The organism is Neobacillus sp. SRL179 (assembly GCF_984799095.1).
The window spans coordinates 1,390,869-1,408,933 of record NZ_OZ481792.1; the positions used below are offsets into that span (position 1 = coordinate 1,390,869).

An 18,065-nucleotide genomic window follows, 5' to 3' on the forward strand; every position below is an offset into this window, starting at 1 on the left:
TTTATCTTAAAAATGAGGCTTCCTTTTTTTGCTAAGTGGAGTCAGGAATCTAGAACGATTAACTTTTTTCCCTCTCCTGTTACTCGGTACAGAAATAAATAATTTCTTTTTTGCTCTTGTCATCGCTACATAGAATAATCTTCTCTCTTCTTCAATTGCAGCAAAATCACCATTCCGATTAGACTCAAGCGCAAAATCATGCGGCAGGCTTCCATCAACAGCACCGATGATATACACTGTTTGATATTCTAACCCTTTGGACCGATGAATCGTGCTAAGGGTAATGGCATCCGTAAAATGCTTACTCAAATTCTTTATTTCTTTGTTCATCGCGGACATATGCTCGGCATGTGCTAACAAGGCTTCAATGGTGTCAAAGCTTTTTGCTGCTACCTTTAGATCTTTTAGGTCGTCAGAACCTTTTTCAAGCTTACTAGCTTCGTTGCCGCGTTTCTTAAGAAAATCAAGAAAACCAATGTCTTTTTCTATCCTTTCAATGGCCATCGAGGGAAGCATATGCTTTAAGCTGCGGATAAGAGTTACGGCCTTTTTTAGTTTTTTCTCTTGAAAAGCGTGGGCCGTTTTTAAGTGGTTAAGTGCTTCAAGTATACTACAATCTTTTAGAATGCTTTGGGCCTTTAATTCTTTCAAAACAGTCTGTTTTAAAAATAACAACGGTAAAATATCAGCTAAGGCGGCTGCATCCTCTTCATTTAAGCTCACCCGTAAGAAGGCAAGCACACTTCTAACAATGTAGCGATCGTAAAAGGCTTCCACATCTTGATCAATTTTGAATGGAAGGCTTGAGCCAGCTAATCGCTCAAACACAGACCGGGAGGCAGCGTTGGTACGATAGAGGATGGCAAAATCCCCAGGCTTTGCCCCCATTGAAATCTGTTCTTGGATGTCTGTGACAACCATGGTTGCTTCTTCTTCTTCATCATAAGGGAAAAATAATATCGGTGGTTCCCCTGTTGAAAATTGTGCCTGCATCTTCTTTGTTCTTCTCATTTTATTAGCAGCGATCATTTGATTTGCGGTCCCAACAATTTCATGTGACGAACGATAGTTTTGGTTGAGAGTAACTAATTTAGCATTTGGAAAGTCCTTCTCAAAATCAAGAATGTAAGTAGGGTCACTTCCTCGAAAGGCGTAGATGGATTGATCATCATCCCCAACAGCACAAACATTCTTATGCTTTGCAGATAAAAGTTTAATCAGCTCAAATTGTACCTTATTAATATCTTGAAACTCGTCGATCAAAAAATAACGGAAATTGTCCTGATATTGTTCAAGTATGGCAGATGAGGACTTCAAAAGCTGATAACAGCCAATTAGCATGTCATCAAAATCAAATAATCCCTGTCGCTGTTTATATTCTTCATATTTTTGATAAAGGAACAAAGTCTTTTCTTCCCACTCCGATGTGGGCTTAATTTCATTTGGAAACAGCAGTGAGTTCTTCCAGAAGCCAATTTGCTGCAGTGCTAAGTCATAGGCGAACTCTTTTTCAGACAAGTCCAGTAACTTTCCGGCTTCCTTTAGGATCTTATCGCGTTGCCACTCTTTTTTTAATAATTTTGTTGAAGACCAATTCGCACGATCATGAAACATCAAAATACGATAAAAAATACTATGAAAGGTGCCAGTTACAAGCTGATTAATGTTACCCGGTTTCATATGTGGGTAAGAGAGTAACCGGTTTTTCATTTCAGTTGCAGCTTTGGAAGTGAACGTAACAAGCATAATCTCACGAGGGTTTATTTGCTTTACTTCTATCATATAGGCCGTTCGTGCCGTTAGTACTCGTGTTTTGCCACTTCCGGCACCTGCAAGTACTAATAAAGAACCCTCGGTTTTCATAACAGCGGCCGCCTGGCTGTCATCCAGCAGTACGTCATGATCTGCTAGCAGCTCTAAATAGGGTGGCAGTGGTTGCTGGATCCTTTCCAATTTCTGTTTAAAGGGGAGTATACCATCTATTGGCTTAGCAGGTTTAAAGAGTTCAACACTTTTAGGTGCGGATGCGGTAATAGTTCTTCCCTGAGGTAGTTTAAACCCACTATGCTCTGTATAGTTTTGACCTTCGTCTTGAATAACATGAGAAGGGCTAAATTCAGTTTTTAGTTCTGGTTCCAAACATTGGCGTTCAGGTGGATGTGAGTGAAAAAAATAGGGTTCTTCCTGAATGCCAAGAAACAATCGGACAGTACGGTTGCAGATGGGACAGGTAAGTTCCCCATTTTTTCCTGCAAGGAAGATTTTTTGATACTCATCCCTGGCTAATTGCTGGAGTGTAATAAGTTGATTTTTGTGGATGGCTGTTTTCATTTATTAAAACCTCTATTTCCGTAAATAACACATGTTCTATCATAACAAAACCAATTAGGTACGGAAAGTGTTTGATAAAATATCAATTAAATAAGCACCTGCCGATAGGATGGCAAGTGCTTATCATCTTACACTACTTTGATCATTGTCTTATGAGGGATTCCGGCATCCATAAATACATCTGAAGCCACTTCATAACCAAGGCCTGCATAGAAGGGAATCGCATGGGTTTGGGCATTGAGTTTTAATTTATGTAATCCTTGATTATAGGCATGGGTTTCGATTGCATTCATAACAGCTTTCCCCGCGCCAGTTTTTCGGGCTTCTTTTAAAACACAAATACGTTCTACTTTTCCATAGCCATCGACGACTCGGAAACGTCCAGCTGCGACAGGAGTTCCCTCATTGTACATAACAAAATGAGTAGCTTCATCCTCAAATTGATCGATTTCCTCTTCTAGCGGCACATTCTGTTCTTCAACGAAAACAATCTTTCTTATTGTAAAAGCATCATCAAGTTCTTTTTGATTTTCAACTATTTTAACGGTCATGTTTAACTATCCTTTCCAAGGCGAAATGTTTCATATACGGTCCAAGAACCATTGTCTAATTGGTAAAGCAAGTGGAAGCGGTCAATTGTTTCTTCATGATGGACTTTCGTCATTCGGAGTGAACCATAAACATCGGAGTGCTCATCATTGGAAAGTTTTTGACCAATGGTAATATGTGGTACAAAAGAATATTCAATATTTTGCTCACTAAACTCTTGATTGATGATAGTGTGCAAGCTGTTCAGTTCATCGGTTGGATCTACTTTAAAATAAATGACATTATTAGCAGGCTGAAAAGAGCCAATTTTAGTCGTTGTTAATGTGAACGGTTTCGTCTTAATGGCGATTTGTCGTAATTTAGTGGCAAAACCTTTTGCTTCATCTTCCGTTGCCTCAAAACCATTTTTTAATGTTAAATGTGGAGGAATTAACGCATAATGCGGATCATAACGTTTGCGATACGAATTAACTAAGTCTTGGAGCTTCTTTGATGGGAAAATGACAACACCAAATTTCATAGGGTTACCTCCATTAATTCATTATTTTTTCAGCAAAATAAATGACGATATAGTCTTCTTGATATTATAGCAAATTTTCAAACTATAGAAAATAAAGAAGGTACCAGGTATAAATGATATGAAATGAAACAGTGACTAAAATAACATTTTAAGTGCCCGTCTAAGATCAGGCTGCCAATAGGTCCACGTGTGATTGCCATTAAATTCTTCATAAAAATATTGAAAACCCTTTTTTGATAAGACTTGGGCAAGGAAACGGTTAGGAGTAAGGAAGTCCATCACTTTCCCGTTTGTCGTATTTACAGCCGTTTCTTGATGGCCAATAACATGATAGATTTCTACCAGCGGTGCTTCACTGAATTCTTCGACTAAATTCAACACCTGGTCTTCTACAAGTGGTGACTGAAGTAATACTTTGCCAAAGGTATGGGGATATTGCAAGGCAGTCAATAAGGAAACAGTGGCTCCAAGCGAATCCCCAATAAGTGCTCTTGTCGAGCCCATCTGATAGGTGGGAAATTCTTGATCGAGAAAAGGCACTAATTCATGGGCAAGAAAACGAATATATTGCTGGTTTTGGTCACCCTTAGGATGATATTTTCGCCGGCGGTCTTCGACATTTTTATAAGGGATCCCTATGATAATGATGTTCTCAATCTGATTTTTAAAAAGAAACTCATCTGCTAATCGGCCAATTTTGCCAAGCTGAAAGTAATCCTGGCCATCTTGGGCAATTAACAGAGAGTATTTATAAAGCGGAGAGAAATTTGCAGGCAAATAAATGAGCAGCTGTATCTCCTCTCCTAGTGCGGTACTTTGCAAGGTATGTTCTTTAATTATGCCTTTTGGATATTCCATACGACAATTCCCCCAAGATTCGATTGATACAACCGCATTTTAACATAATGGAAGAGGAATTGCTCTTAGAAGTATAATGGATATGAGTAGGAGTAGGATTAATGAAGATATTTATGAGTGGAATGGGTATTAGGCATAATGGATAGGATGTTTTCACGTTTAAAGGTACGGATTTGTTTTCGCAGCAAACAATAGGCACGAATGTAATCATCATTCACTTCTTTAACAATAAGTTTTCTCTGGGAGAGCTCTTGATTTTCCGCAAGATAAATCATTTCTATCGGCATGTTTTCTTCAATTGACCGGATTAGTAGTCCATCCATGTAAATCACTCCTTTCTACAGTATAGTATTATTATAACCGAACATTCGTTCTTTATACAAGTAATTAAGGAACAAGCGTTCTAAAGATGGTTTAGAAGAGAAAAAGATATTGACATTCTTATATATTTAAATATAATTATATTTGTACTTAAATATTCGATCTGTTAGCTCAGCTGGGAGAGCGCAACCTTGACAGGGTTGAGGTCGGGGGTTCGAACCCCTCACAGGTCATCACAAAAACCTAACATCATTATGGTGTTAGGTTTTTTATTTTAGATGATTTCCTATTAGTTAATAAAAAATTTCCTTTTTTATTAATAGAGAACCCTCCATAAATAAAATGTTGCATAGGCTTGCCAATCTGCCCAGGCTGAGGATAATTTTAACAAATCTTCCTTGCTAGGTTTTTTCTCTAAACCTAATAAATGTTTAATAGCATTTTGTAATCCCACATCATCTATTGGAAAAGCTGATGTAAAGCGCAAGCAGCGCATTAGCACATAGTTTGCCGTCCAGGGTCCAATTCCGCGAATTTTAATTAAACTTTTTTCGGCTTCTTTAAGGTTATCCATGCCCAATAATTTTTCTTTTGATAATTCCCCGCTGTTCATTAATTGGGCGATGCCAATAATATATTCACTTTTCTTCACAGTCATTTTAATATCAGCAAGATCCTCGGGTGTTAATTGAGCAATTTTACTATAATCAGGGAAAATCCAGTACTTTTTCCCTTTCCATTCGATTGATTCTCCAAATTTCTCAACAAATCGCCGCTTTAAGGTGTAAGCAAATCCAAGATTAATCTGCTGTCCTAAGACACCCCAGCAGAGGGCTTCAAATAAATCGGGAACACCAATGACCCTTAATCCATAGAAGTCTTTGACCGGTCTTTTAAGAAGTGAGTCAGCACTTGCCATTTCGTAAAAGGGTGCTAAATCCTGATCAAGGTCAAACCATTCCCGAATGTAACTGGCTGCCATTAAATAATCTTCCGAAGGAACCGGTCTTGAGTTTTTCAAGAACTGAACAATCATTTGGTTACGGTCATTCACATAGATTTGGACTAAACTATGTGAGCTGCCAACCGGTATCACCCTCGTAATCACGCCGTTTTCAACTTCAAACATACACTCATTTTTATTCCGTTCTAAATAGCCAAGATTTGCGAACATATTAAAATCGTCTGGCAAGTCCATAACAAACGTCTCATTAACTTTTTTTGTGAAATTTATCATGCTAGATTCCCCTTGGCCTTTTCTTTTATTATTACAAAAATATCTTTCATTTTCTTGCTTTTCTACTCAATTCATAGCCATTATTATTTTTAAAAAGTATAATAGAGATGTGTAGGTCAATGTTATAGATTTCAAGATATGCCGATGAACGCTAACGATGGAATGATTATGGAGAACACTCAATATTATAATAATACTCTTTATAACCGTTTAACAAAGCTAAAATTATTTATTGGAGGAAAAGATGAATGAATATCCATAGTAGGACTCCTATCTACTGGTCTCTGCTAAAATATAATGAATGGAATCTCTATCTTGCTGCCACAGAAAAGGGGCTTTGTTATGTTGGGTCGCAAAATAAATCGTTTGAGGAAGTCTCGAATTGGGCTCAAAAACGATTCCCTGGCTGTTTCCTTGTGGAGGATAGGGGGAAGTTAAGCCCGTATGAAAAAGAACTGAAAGAATATTTAGCTGGTGAACGAAAACAATTTTCTGTTCAATCTGATTACAAGGGAACAGCATTTCAAGTTGCTGTATGGAATGCACTCAATGAGATTCCTTATGGTGAAAAGAAATCATATTCTGAGATTGCCAACTATATAAATAAACCGCAGGCAATCCGGGCAGTGGGTGCGGCCATTGGTGCAAATCCAGTATTAATGACGGTACCGTGTCATCGTGTTGTTGGAAAAAACGGTTCACTTACTGGTTATCGAGGCGGGCTGGAAATGAAAATCAAACTTTTGGATTTAGAAAAAAGTAATAATAAATTTTAATTTAAAAAGTTTAGGAGTGTTATCTAATGGCAAACGAAAAGAAAATGAATGTTGAAAGTTTTAATCTTGATCATACGAAGGTTAAAGCTCCTTTTGTTCGATTAGCAGGGGTAAAGAAGGGACAAAATGGGGACGTCATCCACAAATATGACATTCGCTTTAAACAGCCTAATAAAGAACATATGGAGATGCCTGCATTGCATTCACTTGAACACCTAATGGCGGAAAATGTTCGAAATCATTTTGACAAGGTTGTCGATCTTAGTCCAATGGGCTGTCAAACAGGCTTTTATTTAACGGTTATTAATCATGAAGATTATAATGAAATCTTGGATGTCCTAGAAAAAACGTTACTAGATGTTGCAGCAGCTACAGAAGTTCCAGCTTGTAACGAAGTGCAATGCGGCTGGGCGGCAAGCCATAGCTTAGAAGGGGCACAAGAGCTAGCAAAGGAAATGCTGTCTAAGCGCAATGAATGGAAAGATATTTTTGGAGAAAATTAATATATAATATTTTTAAAGTGCTGTCCAAAAGGGGCAGCCTTTTTTTATTGTCTAAAAATAGTATTTTAAGACATATCCTTTGAGAGAAATTGTAAGTATAAAGGTTAAACTTAGGAAAACAACAACGATTGAAGTATAATGGAGTATAAATAATTTGTTAGGAGTGATTCACTGTGAAATACATAAGCATTGCAAATACTGATTTGCAGGCATCTAACATCATTATGGGAAATATGCGTCTTAAGGAGCTCTCTTTGACAGATGCAGAGAAATTAATCCGGACAGCAATGGATGAGGGGATTAATTTTTTTGACCATGCCGATATCTATGGGAAGGGGCAATGTGAGGTCCTTTTTTCAGATGCGATTGAGTTGAAACCAGCCATAAGGGAAAAAATGATTCTTCAAAGTAAATGTGGAATCCGATCGGGCTATTTTGATTTTTCGAAGGAGCATATTGTAAACTCTGTAGATGGAATTTTAAAACGATTAAAAACGGAATATCTTGATATTTTGCTTTTGCATCGTCCAGACACGTTAATGGAACCAGCTGAAGTAGCAGATGCGTTTGAGGAACTATACAAGAGTGGAAAGGTAAAGTATTTTGGTGTTTCAAACCATAATCCAGCTCAAATTGAATTATTACAAAAATATATTCCATATAAATTGGTAGTCAATCAGCTTCAATTTAGCATTGCCCATACTCCAATGATTGATGCGGGAATTGCCCTTAATATGAAAATCGATCAAGCGATTAACCGGGATAGCAGTATTTTGGAATATTGCCGTTTACAAGATATTACAATCCAAGCATGGTCACCATATCAACATGGATTCTTTGAAGGGTCATTTTTAGGGGATGTAGAAAAGTATCCTGAGTTAAACGAGGTGATCAACAACATTGCTGAAAAATATGGTGTGACGAATACGGCAATAGCGACTGCGTGGATTACCCGCCATCCGGCAAATATTCAAGTAGTCCTTGGTACCACAAAAATTGAACGGATGAAAGACGCATGTAAAGGTGCCGAAATCGTGTTAACAAGGGAAGAATGGTACCAAATTTATAAAGCAGCCGGGAATATCATCCCATAAAGAGGAGCGAGATACTTCTTCTTCCAGAAGTATCTCGCTTTTTATATTCCCATAAAGGGACATAATTTATTTAAAATTAAACCATTATGATTCTAATAAAAACACGGACTGAATTCGATCATTCAGTCCGTGTTTTAATCGTTAGGAGATAGACGTTTGTAGAAGAGGATAGTCTATTTCTGCTATCTTTTTAATTTCTATATATAAAATATGATGTTCTTCCATTTCCGTTATCTTAAAGGAATAGCCCTCAAAATCCAGATAATCCCCAATTTTAGCTTCAAATTTATTGGAAAGAAACCAGCCGCCAATAGTGTCCAAATCCTTACTTGAAATTGTTGTTCCTAAATGGTCGTTGATGGTTTCAATCAAAACCTTACCGCTCACAATATAGTGCTGCTCTGCTACTTTGCGGACCTCAGGTATTTCATCCGCATCAAATTCATCCCGTATTTCACCGACAATTTCCTCGATGATATCTTCAATTGTCACCAGACCGGACGTCCCCCCAAACTCATCTAACAAAATTGCCATGTGAATTCTTTCTTTTTGCAGTTTTAGCAATAAGTTATGAATAGGTACGTTTTCAATCACGCTGATAACTGGTTTGATAAAAGGTGTGAGTGAATGAATTGGAGTCAAATCTTTATGAATAATTTGTGTGGTTAGGATATCCTTTACGTTCACAACGCCAATTATGTTATCTTTGTCTCCATTAATAACGGGATAACGCGTGTACTTTTGTTCCTTCATTAATGAAAGGATTTCTTCAGGTTTATCGTCCACTGAGATACTGACAATTTCCGTCCTAGGTACCATAATTTCTTTAGCTATACGATTATTAAAATCAAACACGTTATTCACATAAGTTAATTCTGATTCATTTATTTCTCCGCTTTGATAGCTTTCGGATAGGATAATACGTAATTCTTCTTCTGAATGGGCTAAGTCGTTTTCAGAAGCTGGTTTTAGTCCGAAAAAACCTACTAACATTCTAGATGAATGATTTAGAATCCAGATAAAGGGATAAAATATTTTATAAAACCAAATGATCGGTTTTGCAAATATGAGTGTAATGGACTCTGCTTTTTGAATGGCAAAGGATTTAGGTGCTAATTCACCAACTACCACATTAATAAAGGTCACGATTGCAAAGGCAAACACAATGGACAAGATATCTGTGATAGATTGATTTAATTGAAAAAAGTGAAATACTGGCTCAAGCAGTTTTGCAACAGTGGGCTGTCCCATCCAGCCTAAGCCCAGCGCTGTAATGGTGATCCCGAGCTGACAGGCAGATAAATATTCATCCAAATGTGTAACTACTTGTTTAGCAGCCATTGCTCCCTTTTTTTCCTCTTTAATAAGTTGATCGATACGAGTCCCTCTTACTTTTACAATTGCAAACTCAACCGCAACAAAAAAAGCAGTTAGTGCAATTAAGATGGCAATGATGATCAGGTTAACAATTTCCAATGTATAGCCTTACTAATGTAAGGCCTACACCTCCAGTTCATATAATAAAATTTACTAAATACGTGTAGAACGTACTATTCTAGTAATCTTTCAGTAAATTAGGTAATGAATAAAATTGAACAATAGTTCAATTATTACATAAAATCTGTAGGAAAGCAAACAAAAACATGAACCTTAGTTCATGTTTTTGTTTGCCGTTGAAGATAATTTTTGTTAAAGAAATAAGTTTTAATAATTGATAGTTGGGGAAAATCTGAAAGAAATTGTTTATTTTTGAAGACTTTTTCATAAGCTGCAATAAAAGAATGAACAAAATAAGAATTCACCTAAATATAATTGAAAATGTTGGAAAAACGTGAGAAGGTTTAGAAAATGAGATAATTATTCTATTAAATTATGGAGTGGTGAATATGCTTAAGAAACGGATCCGTCATATTCAACGCTACCGGGATATTGTTTATTCCATTACCCGATATGGTTTCGGATATGTCATGAATGAATTAGGGCTCCTCGATCTATTATCAATCCCAAAAAAGGTATTTGCGGAAAGTAATAAAACCATTCATAACAAAACAACAGGCGAGAGAATTAGATTATTTTTGGAGGAACTAGGTCCCACGTTTATTAAAGTGGGTCAAATTGCCAGCACTAGACCCGACGTCATTCCTGCTGACATTATCGAAGAACTAGTGAAACTGCAGGACCAAGTTCCGCCATTCTCTTGTGAAGAAGTGAAACATATTATTAATCAAGAGTTTTCAGAACCAATGGAAAATCTTTTTACCGAATTTAATGAAGTTCCTTTAGCCGCAGCATCGATTGGTCAGGTTCATTCAGCTGTTCTATTAACAGGTGAGAGGGTAGCAGTAAAAGTTCAACGCCCTAATATTCATCAGTTGGTTGAAACAGACTTAGAGATATTACAGGATTTAGCAAGGCTGGCTGAATCTAGGTTGGAATGGGCAGAAAGATATCAAATCCGTGAAATCGTTGCAGAATTAGTCCATTCTATCCGTTTAGAATTAGACTATGAAAATGAAGGACGCAACACGGAAAGGATAGCCAGACAGTTTAAAAATAACCCAAAGGTAATAATTCCGAAAATTTTCTGGGAATACACCACGACAAAAGTATTGACAATGGAGTATATGGAAGGAATTAAATTAAATGAAACAGAAAAGTTAGAGTCAGGGGGGTATGATAGTAAGATCCTGGCCGAAACCGTTGTCCATGCCATTTTTCAGCAAATTTTAATAGATGGCTTCTTTCATGGCGATCCCCATCCAGGTAATATTCTAGCTTTACCGGGTGACGCGGTTGCATTTTTAGATTTTGGAATTATTGGCAGGTTAACTCCCGATATGAAAACACATGTTGCTTCCTTTGTAATTGCGTTGAAGAATCAAAATACCGAAGATGTAGTCAGAACCTTCACTAGTATGGGGCTGGTGCCGGAGGATGTCGACCGAAATAGATTAAGAGCGGATATAGATTTGCTTCGGGAAAAATATAGCAGTATTCCCTTTAGTGAAATGAGCCTTGGTCTGGCAGTTAATGAGCTGTTTTCAGTTGCATTTCGACATAGGATTCAGATTCCAACAGATTTAACTTTATTAGGAAAAACGCTGCTTACTCTGGAGGGGATTGTTGAAAAGCTAGACCCTTCCTTAAGCATTATTAAAGTGGCTGAACCTTTTGGAAAGCAATTGATAAAGGAGCGATTAAATCCAAAAAGTCTGGCCGATAAAGTTCGCAATTACTTATTTGAATACAGCGAATTAGTAAATGACCTGCCCAATTCTATTAAAGATTTTACCTCCGTGATGAAAAAAGGTAAGATGAAAATTGAAATTACGACACCGGAGTTAGATTTATTTTTAAAAAGATTAAATCGGATCAGTAATCGTTTATCGTTCAGTATTGTATTGCTTTCCTTTAGCATTATCATGGTGGGAGTCATCATTGGAGCATCATTAGCAGGACAAACATCATTCCTCCTAACTAAAGTTCCTATAATTGATATTGGGTTTGGCATTGGTACTGCAATGTTTTTCTGGCTGTTATATTCAATATTTAAATCAGGAAGATTTTAATGTACATTTCCGTATTAATCTAATAGAATCTGAAGAACACCATGTAACAATTAAACTTATTTGTTTATGGTGTTTTTTTATGGCATTAATAGTGTGATACTTTCTGATTAGAAGAATATAATTATAAATACATAGGAAGTTAGTTTGGGGTAAAAGGGGACTTAAATGTATAGAGCGAGAATAGGATCTTATATTGAAAGCAGAAGAGATGAGATATCACTTTGTAAGCGAGTTTGTTTTATTATTTGTGGTGCTATGCTAGTGGCTATTTCATTGCAATTATTTTTAGTGAAAAATTATGTAATCGATGGTGGAATTATTGGAATTAGCATCATTTTATCTCAAATCACTCGTGAAGAAGTGGGTCTGTTTCTGTTGCTTTTGAATACACCATTTTTCCTCATTGCGTATTCATTCATTGGCAGAAGGTTCCTCTTGTTGAGCCTTTGCGCTATCCTCGTCCTTTCACTAGGGACCTATCTATTAGAACCATTTCCCGTTTTAACGGAGAACCCTATTTTGGTCATCCTCTTTGGAGGGATTATTTTAGGTTTAGGAGTGGGGATAACGATTAGGTTTGGTGGTTGTTTAGATGGGACGGAGGTTTTAGCTATCTTGTTTAGTAATCGGTCCCCTTTTTCAATTGGACAGTATATTCTATTATTTAATTTCTTCATTTTTGGGAGTTCAATATTTATTTATGGTCTAATAAAGGCCATCTATTCATTACTTACCTTTTTGGTAGCATATAAGACAATTGATTTTTCTATTAATCATTGACATTGTAAAAAAGGCCCAACTACGTTCGTGTATTTGGGCATTTTTTATTTTTACTGTCTTTTTAAAAAGTCAAGGACTCTATTGTTCACGAGGTCATTGGCTTCTGTAACATAAATGTGACCTGCACCTTTAATGGTTAAAAATTCTGCGTTTGGTATCTTCTCCGCTAAGGTGACCCCATTTTCATAAGGAACAAGCCGGTCAGCATCACCATGGATAACTAATGTAGGAGCTGTAATCGTGTTAATTTCGTTGTAGGTATCATGGGCAAGACAGGCTTGGAGCTGCAAAATATAAGCATAGGGCTGGATGGGAATTTCGGTCCTTTTTTCAATATCCTCTGCCACTAATACCCGTTGGTTCTCTATAAAAGAAGAACTATACAGTATAGGAGCAGTAGCCCATGCCACTTCTTCAGGAGTTGCAGTGGAAGAGCCCCTAGAGAGCATAAGCATTGAGACTTCAGTCCCAGGCTGTACATGATTTTCACCACCAGAGGTTGTACAACCCAAGATTAAGGACCTAATTCTATTAGGATATTTAAGGGCTAACCTTTGGGCAATCATCCCTCCCATGGAAATACCATAAACATGTGCAGTTTCAACACCAGCTGCATCTAGGACGCTTCTTGCATCTTCTGCCATAAGTTCAATGGAATAAGGGGTATTAGGTTTCCCACTATGACCAACCCCGCGATTATCAAAAATAATGACCTTAAATTCCTTACTTAAAGCTGGTAAAGTTCTAAACCAAGATTTCGAGTTTAGGGACAACCCCATGATTAGCAATAATGGTTCTCCCTCACCATGAACTTCATAATATAAGTCAATTCCATTAGCATTTGTAATAGGCAAAATATCCTCTCCTTTTATAAAAGTATGATAACGGTAAATTATATGAAAAATTTTATTTACAAAGAACAAAAAGAGACAATACAAAGAACGTGACTGATGTTTTAATTTAGCTTTATACAAATATATTAATTGATTCCTCATTTGAAGGAAGCCGAATGCATTACAACGAAGAAAAATGGAATTAATAATTCTAGTATTTTAAGGGAATAAAAAATATTTCGACATTTTCAATGACGTTCTTCGACAAAAGGTGGAAAATAGCAGAATTAAAGGACTGTCAATATTGATTTTTGGTTAATAAAAACACGATAATATTCTATTAAACTGGCTTATTGTGGAAATTTGTCGAAAATGATAGGGTTTACAAATACTTGTTTTTCTACAATAATCATAATTATATTAATATTCTAATTAATTAAAGACTACTTCTTAGAATTGCAGCGATGATTAAAGAGGATATTTGCAAGCAAACATTCAAATTTGAGGAGGCAGCTAAATGGTTTATCAGCAAAAACCGTGGTTGAAAGTTTATGATCCAAGAATTGATGAGCATGTAAGTATTGAACATGAATCCCTTTATGATTTTTTGCAAGGAGCAGTAAACCGTTATAAAAACAGACCTGCACTCACCTTTTATGGAAGGGTTTGGAGTTTCAATGAAACCAAGGTAATTACGGATCGATTTGCAGCCGGACTTTTTAAGGAAGATTTTCAAAAAAATGATCGATTTGCCGTCATGCTTCCTAATTCTCCTCACTATATTTTTACTTTATTTGGGGTTTTCCAGCTTGGTGGGATTGCTGTTCAGGTTAATCCTATGTATGTGGAAAGAGAAATTGAACACGTTTTGAATGATTCTGGTTCAGAATATTTGATTGTTCTTGATAGTCTTTACCCAAAAATTAAAAACGTTAAACCAAAAACTTTATTGAAAAAAGTCATTGTAGTTAGTTTTGGGGGTGAGCGGTCAGTCCTCGATGAAGGTGATCAATATTTTGAAGAATTCCTTCAGGAAAATGTAAACCTTCCAAAAGTGGAAATTGACCCTCATGAAGATGTAGCCTTGCTTCAATACACCGGGGGAACGACTGGTCCTTCCAAAGGTGTTATGCTCACACATACGAATTTATTAGCAAATTTCAATCAGGTATGTGACTTCGCCTATAAAACCTGTGAAAAGCCAGATGACTTCAAAATGATAACGGTTCTGCCAATGTTCCATGTTTATGGACTTTCCAGTACTGCCCTTTGCGGGATTCGGGAAGGCGCAAACCAAATCATTTTACCACGGTTTGATCCAAAGGAAGTAATGGAGACCGTTAAGCGGGAGAAACCATTCCAAATGTCTGGTGTTCCAACCATGTTCTTTGCTTTAAACAGTCAGCCAGGTTTAGAAGAGTGCGGTTTCGATCAACTTTATTACATAAGCTGTGGCGGTGCACCATTGCCAGTTGAAGCAGCAAAATTGTTCGAAAAAAGAACTGGTGCAAAATTGCTGGATGGCTACGGCCTATCTGAATCAGCTCCAACCGCCATTTTTAGCCCTCCATTTGTACCGAGAAAATATGGAAGTGTTGGAATACCCGTTCAAAGTACAACGGCGAGAATTGTACTTGAAACAGATAATGGATATATAGATGCGCCTGTAGGAGAACCAGGAGAATTGGTTATTCAAGGTCCTCAGGTCATGAAGGGATATTGGAATCGTCCAGAGGAAACAGCTTCAACCATAATAGATGGCTGGTTGTTTACAGGTGATATCGCCAAAATGGATGAAGATGGCTATTTTTATATTGTAGATCGCAAAAAGGATATGATTATTGCGAGCGGCTACAATGTTTATCCGGGTGAAATTGAAGAGGTCCTTTATCAACTAGAAGCGGTGGAAGAGGCACTTGTTGTCGGTGTACCAGATCCATACCGTGGAGAAACTGTCAAAGCATACGTCAAATTAAAAGTGGGCTATACGATTACAACAGAGCAAATTAAACAATTTGGTAAGGAAAACCTGGCCCCATATAAGGCACCAAAGGAAGTAGAAATTCTCCCTGAGCTTCCAAAGTCATCTGTCGGAAAGTTGCTTCGAAGAGTGTTACGAGATCAAGAGATAGCAAAAGTAAAAGCTTAATTGAAAGAAGGAGAAATAAATGAAAATTCAAGAGCTTTTTAGTTTAACAGGAAAAACAGCGATTATAACGGGCGGTGGAAGGGGATTAGGACAACAGATTGCAACCGCCTATGCAGAGGCAGGTGCTAATGTTGTTGTCTGTTCAAGAAATTTAGATGCATGTAAACAATTCACCGAAGCCCTTCAAGAAAAAGGGGTCCGTGCCCTTGGCATAAAATGTGATGTTTCTAATTCCGATGATATTCAACATGTCGTTGAAGAAACCATGAAGGAATTTGGCCGTATCGATATTTTGGTTAATAACAGTGGGACAAGCTGGGGAGCACCGGCCTTGGAAATGCCAGAGGATAAATGGGATAAAGTAATGGATATTAACTTAAAGGGTGTTTTCTTATTTTCTCAAGCTGTTGGGAAAATAATGGTCGAACAAAAGAGCGGTAAAATCATCAACATTGCTTCAATTGCCGGCTTAGGGGGCCAAGATCCATCGGTAATGGATGCAATTGGTTATTCGGCTAGTAAGGGGGCGGTTATAACCCTAACCAAAGACCTAGCTGTAAAATTAGCACCGTATAATGTCCATGTCAATGCTATTGCACCAGGATTCTTCCCTACGAAAATGGCAAAGGCAATCTTGGATTATTCGGGTGAAAAAATACTCGAGCGAACACCTGCAGGTCGATTTGGATCCGATGATGACTTAAAGGGACCTGCATTGTTTTTAGCTTCAGATGCTTCTAATTATGTATTTGGCCATGTATTGGTAGTTGATGGAGGAACCTCGGCTTCCGTTCAATAAATGTTGTTAGCATGACGAAAGTTTATGAAATTGTTACTTTAATATACCAACTGGTTAGTTAAGAGGATTTTAATGGAATTTAAGAGCGATGAAGACGTAATTTCCTTCTATAAAATAATGGAAGCAGAAATGAATAATATCATTCATACCCACACAAATACACGGGCCTTTTTAACGGCATATAGCAGGGCAATGGAGTGTCATCTTAAACAGATGCGGGTTAAGAGAAGGATTACCACAAGGTGGTTACATCAATTAAACCTTGCCACTAAAGATGAACTAGCATCGCTTGCTAATAGAATAATAGAATGCCAAGAGAAAGTAGATTCAATGGATGAAACCTCCTATTTGGCTGCTCACATACTAAAAGGAAACCGAGAACAACTGAAAACGGTGAGGAAGTTGTGGGATGAGTGGTTCACTTTTTTAAAAAGGGAAGTAAGGGAAATACGTATCTACAAAAGAAATACATTAAAAAAAGATCTGCTGGAATTAAAGCAATTATTTGAACTTGAATTGGATATGGAGGAAAAAGACAATGACAGAGAATAATCAAAAAGAGTATCAAGAATCTGCTGAACTAGATAAGGAATTAACAAGTTTGGACCTTTTATGGAAACTTGGATTTGATGAATTAGATGCATGGGCAGAGCGCTATAACAAACGTGATGCAAGATTTTTGCAGGCTGTCAAGGACTACGTTGAACAGATTAAACAAAATCAAGAAAATGTAATTACTGTAGCAGCACAGTTTAGTGTGGAGCTTAAAGATTGGGAAAAAGCCGTTCGTGAAGAATTGCTAGTGACCACTACATCATTACAGAACTTTTTCCCTGTAAGGTCATATGAAGAAATCAATCGAGTTGTTGAAGATATTCAAAATAAAACGACACAATTGTTGTTAACACCAGCCCAGGCATTAACAACTGGGCACTTTCAGACACTTGAAAAGTACATCGAAACAGTGGAACAATACATCTCTTTTAGAAAGAATAGCCGGGAGAAATATATTGAAAGTGTTAAGAAAACAAGCAATGTTTTATATGAGAATCAAAAGTTATTTGTGAACTTATTTGCTAAGCAAGTAAAAACAAGTTTGTTTCCATTTCAAAAATATTTAAAAAGTGTATCTGAGTTAACAAAAGCTTAATGGGGTGAATGTAAATGACTGATAAAAAAACGTATGATCCTTATGAGTCCCTGCATAAGTTTAGTTTGCTGTGGGAAAAGCAGATTAATGACTTTATCTATCTTTGGACTAATAACAAGGAATTTCTAAAAATGTCTCAAGTAGGGACTGAAATACAGTCCCGTTATTTGGAAGGCTTTAAAAAGAATCAAGAAGCATTCGCAAGCGTACTTAACTTACCAACTAAAAATGATGTAACCAATGTTGCAAACTTAACCATTCAAGCTGAGGAAAAGATAGAAGCACTAGAGGAGCAATTATGGGATTTACAAGATTCGGTTAAGTCACAAAGTAAAGAGATTGAAAGTATTGTTGAAGTATCACATGAAATGATTAAGTTAACAAAGCAATTAAAAACAGAATTAGTAAAAACAAAAAAGGAACTTGGTGATACAAAGAATTTACAGGCTGAACTGCAGGAAATGAAATTTGAACTATTAAAATTAAATGATTTTAAACATGAATTTGAGACAATTAAAGATCTTATCAAGGCGGATAAGGGAACAGAAAAGGTCTTAACTGGTGTCGGTGCTGGAATAGAATAGGAAGGGGAGAAA

18 protein-coding genes and 1 tRNA gene are annotated in these 18,065 nt (G+C 36.9%); 11 read left to right on the forward strand and 8 right to left on the reverse strand.

The window, feature by feature from the left end; genetic code table 11:
- Nucleotides 1–6: 6 nt before the first annotated feature.
- The 5 genes from AC4E8C_RS06860 to AC4E8C_RS06880 all read right to left on the reverse strand — a co-directional run bounded on the left by AC4E8C_RS06860 (nt 7) and on the right by AC4E8C_RS06880 (nt 4,581).
- Nucleotides 7–2,331: a UvrD-helicase domain-containing protein gene (locus tag AC4E8C_RS06860; protein WP_490211319.1), complete on the reverse strand. Its 2,325-nt coding sequence runs from the start codon at nt 2,329–2,331 to the stop codon at nt 7–9.
- 128 nt (nt 2,332–2,459) lie between these two features.
- The gene (locus tag AC4E8C_RS06865; protein WP_490211321.1) at nt 2,460–2,882 is read right to left on the reverse strand and encodes a GNAT family N-acetyltransferase; all 423 of its coding nucleotides are present in this window, start codon (nt 2,880–2,882) and stop codon (nt 2,460–2,462) included.
- A gap of 2 nt (nt 2,883–2,884) precedes the next feature.
- Complete coding sequence (locus tag AC4E8C_RS06870; protein ID WP_490211322.1) at nt 2,885–3,400, reverse strand: YjcG family protein; 516 nt, start codon at nt 3,398–3,400, stop codon at nt 2,885–2,887.
- A 135-nt stretch (nt 3,401–3,535) separates the two neighbouring features.
- Nucleotides 3,536–4,258 (reverse strand): alpha/beta hydrolase, encoded by a 723-nt coding sequence (locus tag AC4E8C_RS06875; RefSeq protein WP_490211324.1) that lies wholly within the window; start codon nt 4,256–4,258, stop codon nt 3,536–3,538.
- A 98-nt stretch (nt 4,259–4,356) separates the two neighbouring features.
- Nucleotides 4,357–4,581: a hypothetical protein gene (locus tag AC4E8C_RS06880; RefSeq protein WP_490211326.1), complete on the reverse strand. Its 225-nt coding sequence runs from the start codon at nt 4,579–4,581 to the stop codon at nt 4,357–4,359.
- 158 nt (nt 4,582–4,739) lie between these two features.
- On the opposite strand from AC4E8C_RS06880, the gene AC4E8C_RS06885 reads away from it, so the two are divergent.
- Nucleotides 4,740–4,812 (forward strand) — tRNA-Val (locus AC4E8C_RS06885).
- Between the two features lie 83 nt (nt 4,813–4,895).
- Here the strand turns inward: AC4E8C_RS06885 and AC4E8C_RS06890 are convergent.
- The gene (locus AC4E8C_RS06890; RefSeq protein ID WP_490211328.1) at nt 4,896–5,816 is read right to left on the reverse strand and encodes a DNA-3-methyladenine glycosylase 2; all 921 of its coding nucleotides are present in this window, start codon (nt 5,814–5,816) and stop codon (nt 4,896–4,898) included.
- Between the two features lie 248 nt (nt 5,817–6,064).
- On the opposite strand from AC4E8C_RS06890, the gene AC4E8C_RS06895 reads away from it, so the two are divergent.
- The 3 genes from AC4E8C_RS06895 (at nt 6,065) to AC4E8C_RS06905 (ending at nt 8,189) form a co-directional block, all read left to right on the forward strand.
- Entirely contained in the window at nt 6,065–6,592 is a 528-nt protein-coding gene (locus AC4E8C_RS06895) for a methylated-DNA--[protein]-cysteine S-methyltransferase (protein WP_490211329.1), read from the forward strand.
- A gap of 26 nt (nt 6,593–6,618) precedes the next feature.
- Nucleotides 6,619–7,095 (forward strand): S-ribosylhomocysteine lyase, encoded by a 477-nt coding sequence (locus AC4E8C_RS06900; RefSeq protein ID WP_490211331.1) that lies wholly within the window; start codon nt 6,619–6,621, stop codon nt 7,093–7,095.
- Nucleotides 7,096–7,268: 173 nt separating this feature from the next.
- Nucleotides 7,269–8,189: an aldo/keto reductase gene (locus tag AC4E8C_RS06905; protein ID WP_490211333.1), complete on the forward strand. Its 921-nt coding sequence runs from the start codon at nt 7,269–7,271 to the stop codon at nt 8,187–8,189.
- Nucleotides 8,190–8,330: 141 nt separating this feature from the next.
- Here AC4E8C_RS06905 and AC4E8C_RS06910 read toward each other — a convergent pair whose 3' ends face one another.
- Nucleotides 8,331–9,665 carry a hemolysin family protein gene (locus tag AC4E8C_RS06910; RefSeq protein WP_490211334.1) on the reverse strand — a complete coding sequence of 445 codons (1,335 nt, stop codon included), beginning with the start codon at nt 9,663–9,665 and terminating at the stop codon, nt 8,331–8,333.
- Between the two features lie 410 nt (nt 9,666–10,075).
- Between AC4E8C_RS06910 and AC4E8C_RS06915 the strand changes: the two genes are divergently transcribed.
- Both AC4E8C_RS06915 and AC4E8C_RS06920 read left to right on the forward strand, forming a co-directional pair.
- Complete coding sequence (locus tag AC4E8C_RS06915; protein WP_490211335.1) at nt 10,076–11,758, forward strand: ABC1 kinase family protein; 1,683 nt, start codon at nt 10,076–10,078, stop codon at nt 11,756–11,758.
- A gap of 165 nt (nt 11,759–11,923) precedes the next feature.
- Complete coding sequence (locus AC4E8C_RS06920; protein WP_490211336.1) at nt 11,924–12,538, forward strand: YitT family protein; 615 nt, start codon at nt 11,924–11,926, stop codon at nt 12,536–12,538.
- A gap of 50 nt (nt 12,539–12,588) precedes the next feature.
- Here AC4E8C_RS06920 and AC4E8C_RS06925 read toward each other — a convergent pair whose 3' ends face one another.
- Nucleotides 12,589–13,392: an alpha/beta fold hydrolase gene (locus AC4E8C_RS06925; protein ID WP_490211337.1), complete on the reverse strand. Its 804-nt coding sequence runs from the start codon at nt 13,390–13,392 to the stop codon at nt 12,589–12,591.
- 496 nt (nt 13,393–13,888) lie between these two features.
- On the opposite strand from AC4E8C_RS06925, the gene AC4E8C_RS06930 reads away from it, so the two are divergent.
- The 5 genes from AC4E8C_RS06930 to AC4E8C_RS06950 all read left to right on the forward strand — a co-directional run bounded on the left by AC4E8C_RS06930 (nt 13,889) and on the right by AC4E8C_RS06950 (nt 18,053).
- Nucleotides 13,889–15,520: a long-chain-fatty-acid--CoA ligase gene (locus tag AC4E8C_RS06930; protein ID WP_490211338.1), complete on the forward strand. Its 1,632-nt coding sequence runs from the start codon at nt 13,889–13,891 to the stop codon at nt 15,518–15,520.
- 19 nt (nt 15,521–15,539) lie between these two features.
- Nucleotides 15,540–16,319 carry an SDR family oxidoreductase gene (locus AC4E8C_RS06935; protein ID WP_490211340.1) on the forward strand — a complete coding sequence of 260 codons (780 nt, stop codon included), beginning with the start codon at nt 15,540–15,542 and terminating at the stop codon, nt 16,317–16,319.
- 72 nt (nt 16,320–16,391) lie between these two features.
- Nucleotides 16,392–16,871 (forward strand): hypothetical protein, encoded by a 480-nt coding sequence (locus AC4E8C_RS06940; protein ID WP_490211341.1) that lies wholly within the window; start codon nt 16,392–16,394, stop codon nt 16,869–16,871.
- Nucleotides 16,858–17,469, forward strand: coding sequence for a hypothetical protein (locus AC4E8C_RS06945; RefSeq protein ID WP_490211343.1), 612 nt, complete (start codon nt 16,858–16,860; stop codon nt 17,467–17,469). Before AC4E8C_RS06940 ends, AC4E8C_RS06945 begins: the two co-directional genes overlap by 14 nt.
- A 14-nt stretch (nt 17,470–17,483) precedes the next feature.
- Nucleotides 17,484–18,053: a polyhydroxyalkanoate biosynthesis repressor PhaR gene (locus AC4E8C_RS06950; RefSeq protein WP_490211344.1), complete on the forward strand. Its 570-nt coding sequence runs from the start codon at nt 17,484–17,486 to the stop codon at nt 18,051–18,053.
- Nucleotides 18,054–18,065 lie beyond the last annotated feature (12 nt).

Excerpts from the sequence above, each read along its gene's own strand:
- AC4E8C_RS06890 (WP_490211328.1), bottom strand. The coding sequence starts at position 5,816 with ATGATAAATTTCACAAAAAAAGTTAATGAGACGTTTGTTATGGACTTG.
- AC4E8C_RS06900 (WP_490211331.1), top strand. The coding sequence starts at position 6,619 with ATGGCAAACGAAAAGAAAATGAATGTTGAAAGTTTTAATCTTGATCAT.
- AC4E8C_RS06945 (WP_490211343.1), top strand. The coding sequence starts at position 16,858 with ATGACAGAGAATAATCAAAAAGAGTATCAAGAATCTGCTGAACTAGAT.
- AC4E8C_RS06930 (WP_490211338.1), top strand. The coding sequence starts at position 13,889 with ATGGTTTATCAGCAAAAACCGTGGTTGAAAGTTTATGATCCAAGAATT.
- AC4E8C_RS06875 (WP_490211324.1), bottom strand. The coding sequence starts at position 4,258 with ATGGAATATCCAAAAGGCATAATTAAAGAACATACCTTGCAAAGTACC.
- AC4E8C_RS06915 (WP_490211335.1), top strand. The coding sequence starts at position 10,076 with ATGCTTAAGAAACGGATCCGTCATATTCAACGCTACCGGGATATTGTT.
- AC4E8C_RS06895 (WP_490211329.1), top strand. The coding sequence starts at position 6,065 with ATGAATATCCATAGTAGGACTCCTATCTACTGGTCTCTGCTAAAATAT.
- AC4E8C_RS06940 (WP_490211341.1), top strand. The coding sequence starts at position 16,392 with ATGGAATTTAAGAGCGATGAAGACGTAATTTCCTTCTATAAAATAATG.
- AC4E8C_RS06920 (WP_490211336.1), top strand. The coding sequence starts at position 11,924 with ATGTATAGAGCGAGAATAGGATCTTATATTGAAAGCAGAAGAGATGAG.
- AC4E8C_RS06870 (WP_490211322.1), bottom strand. The coding sequence starts at position 3,400 with ATGAAATTTGGTGTTGTCATTTTCCCATCAAAGAAGCTCCAAGACTTA.
- AC4E8C_RS06880 (WP_490211326.1), bottom strand. The coding sequence starts at position 4,581 with ATGGATGGACTACTAATCCGGTCAATTGAAGAAAACATGCCGATAGAA.
- AC4E8C_RS06950 (WP_490211344.1), top strand. The coding sequence starts at position 17,484 with ATGACTGATAAAAAAACGTATGATCCTTATGAGTCCCTGCATAAGTTT.
- AC4E8C_RS06860 (WP_490211319.1), bottom strand. The coding sequence starts at position 2,331 with ATGAAAACAGCCATCCACAAAAATCAACTTATTACACTCCAGCAATTA.
- AC4E8C_RS06865 (WP_490211321.1), bottom strand. The coding sequence starts at position 2,882 with ATGACCGTTAAAATAGTTGAAAATCAAAAAGAACTTGATGATGCTTTT.
- AC4E8C_RS06935 (WP_490211340.1), top strand. The coding sequence starts at position 15,540 with ATGAAAATTCAAGAGCTTTTTAGTTTAACAGGAAAAACAGCGATTATA.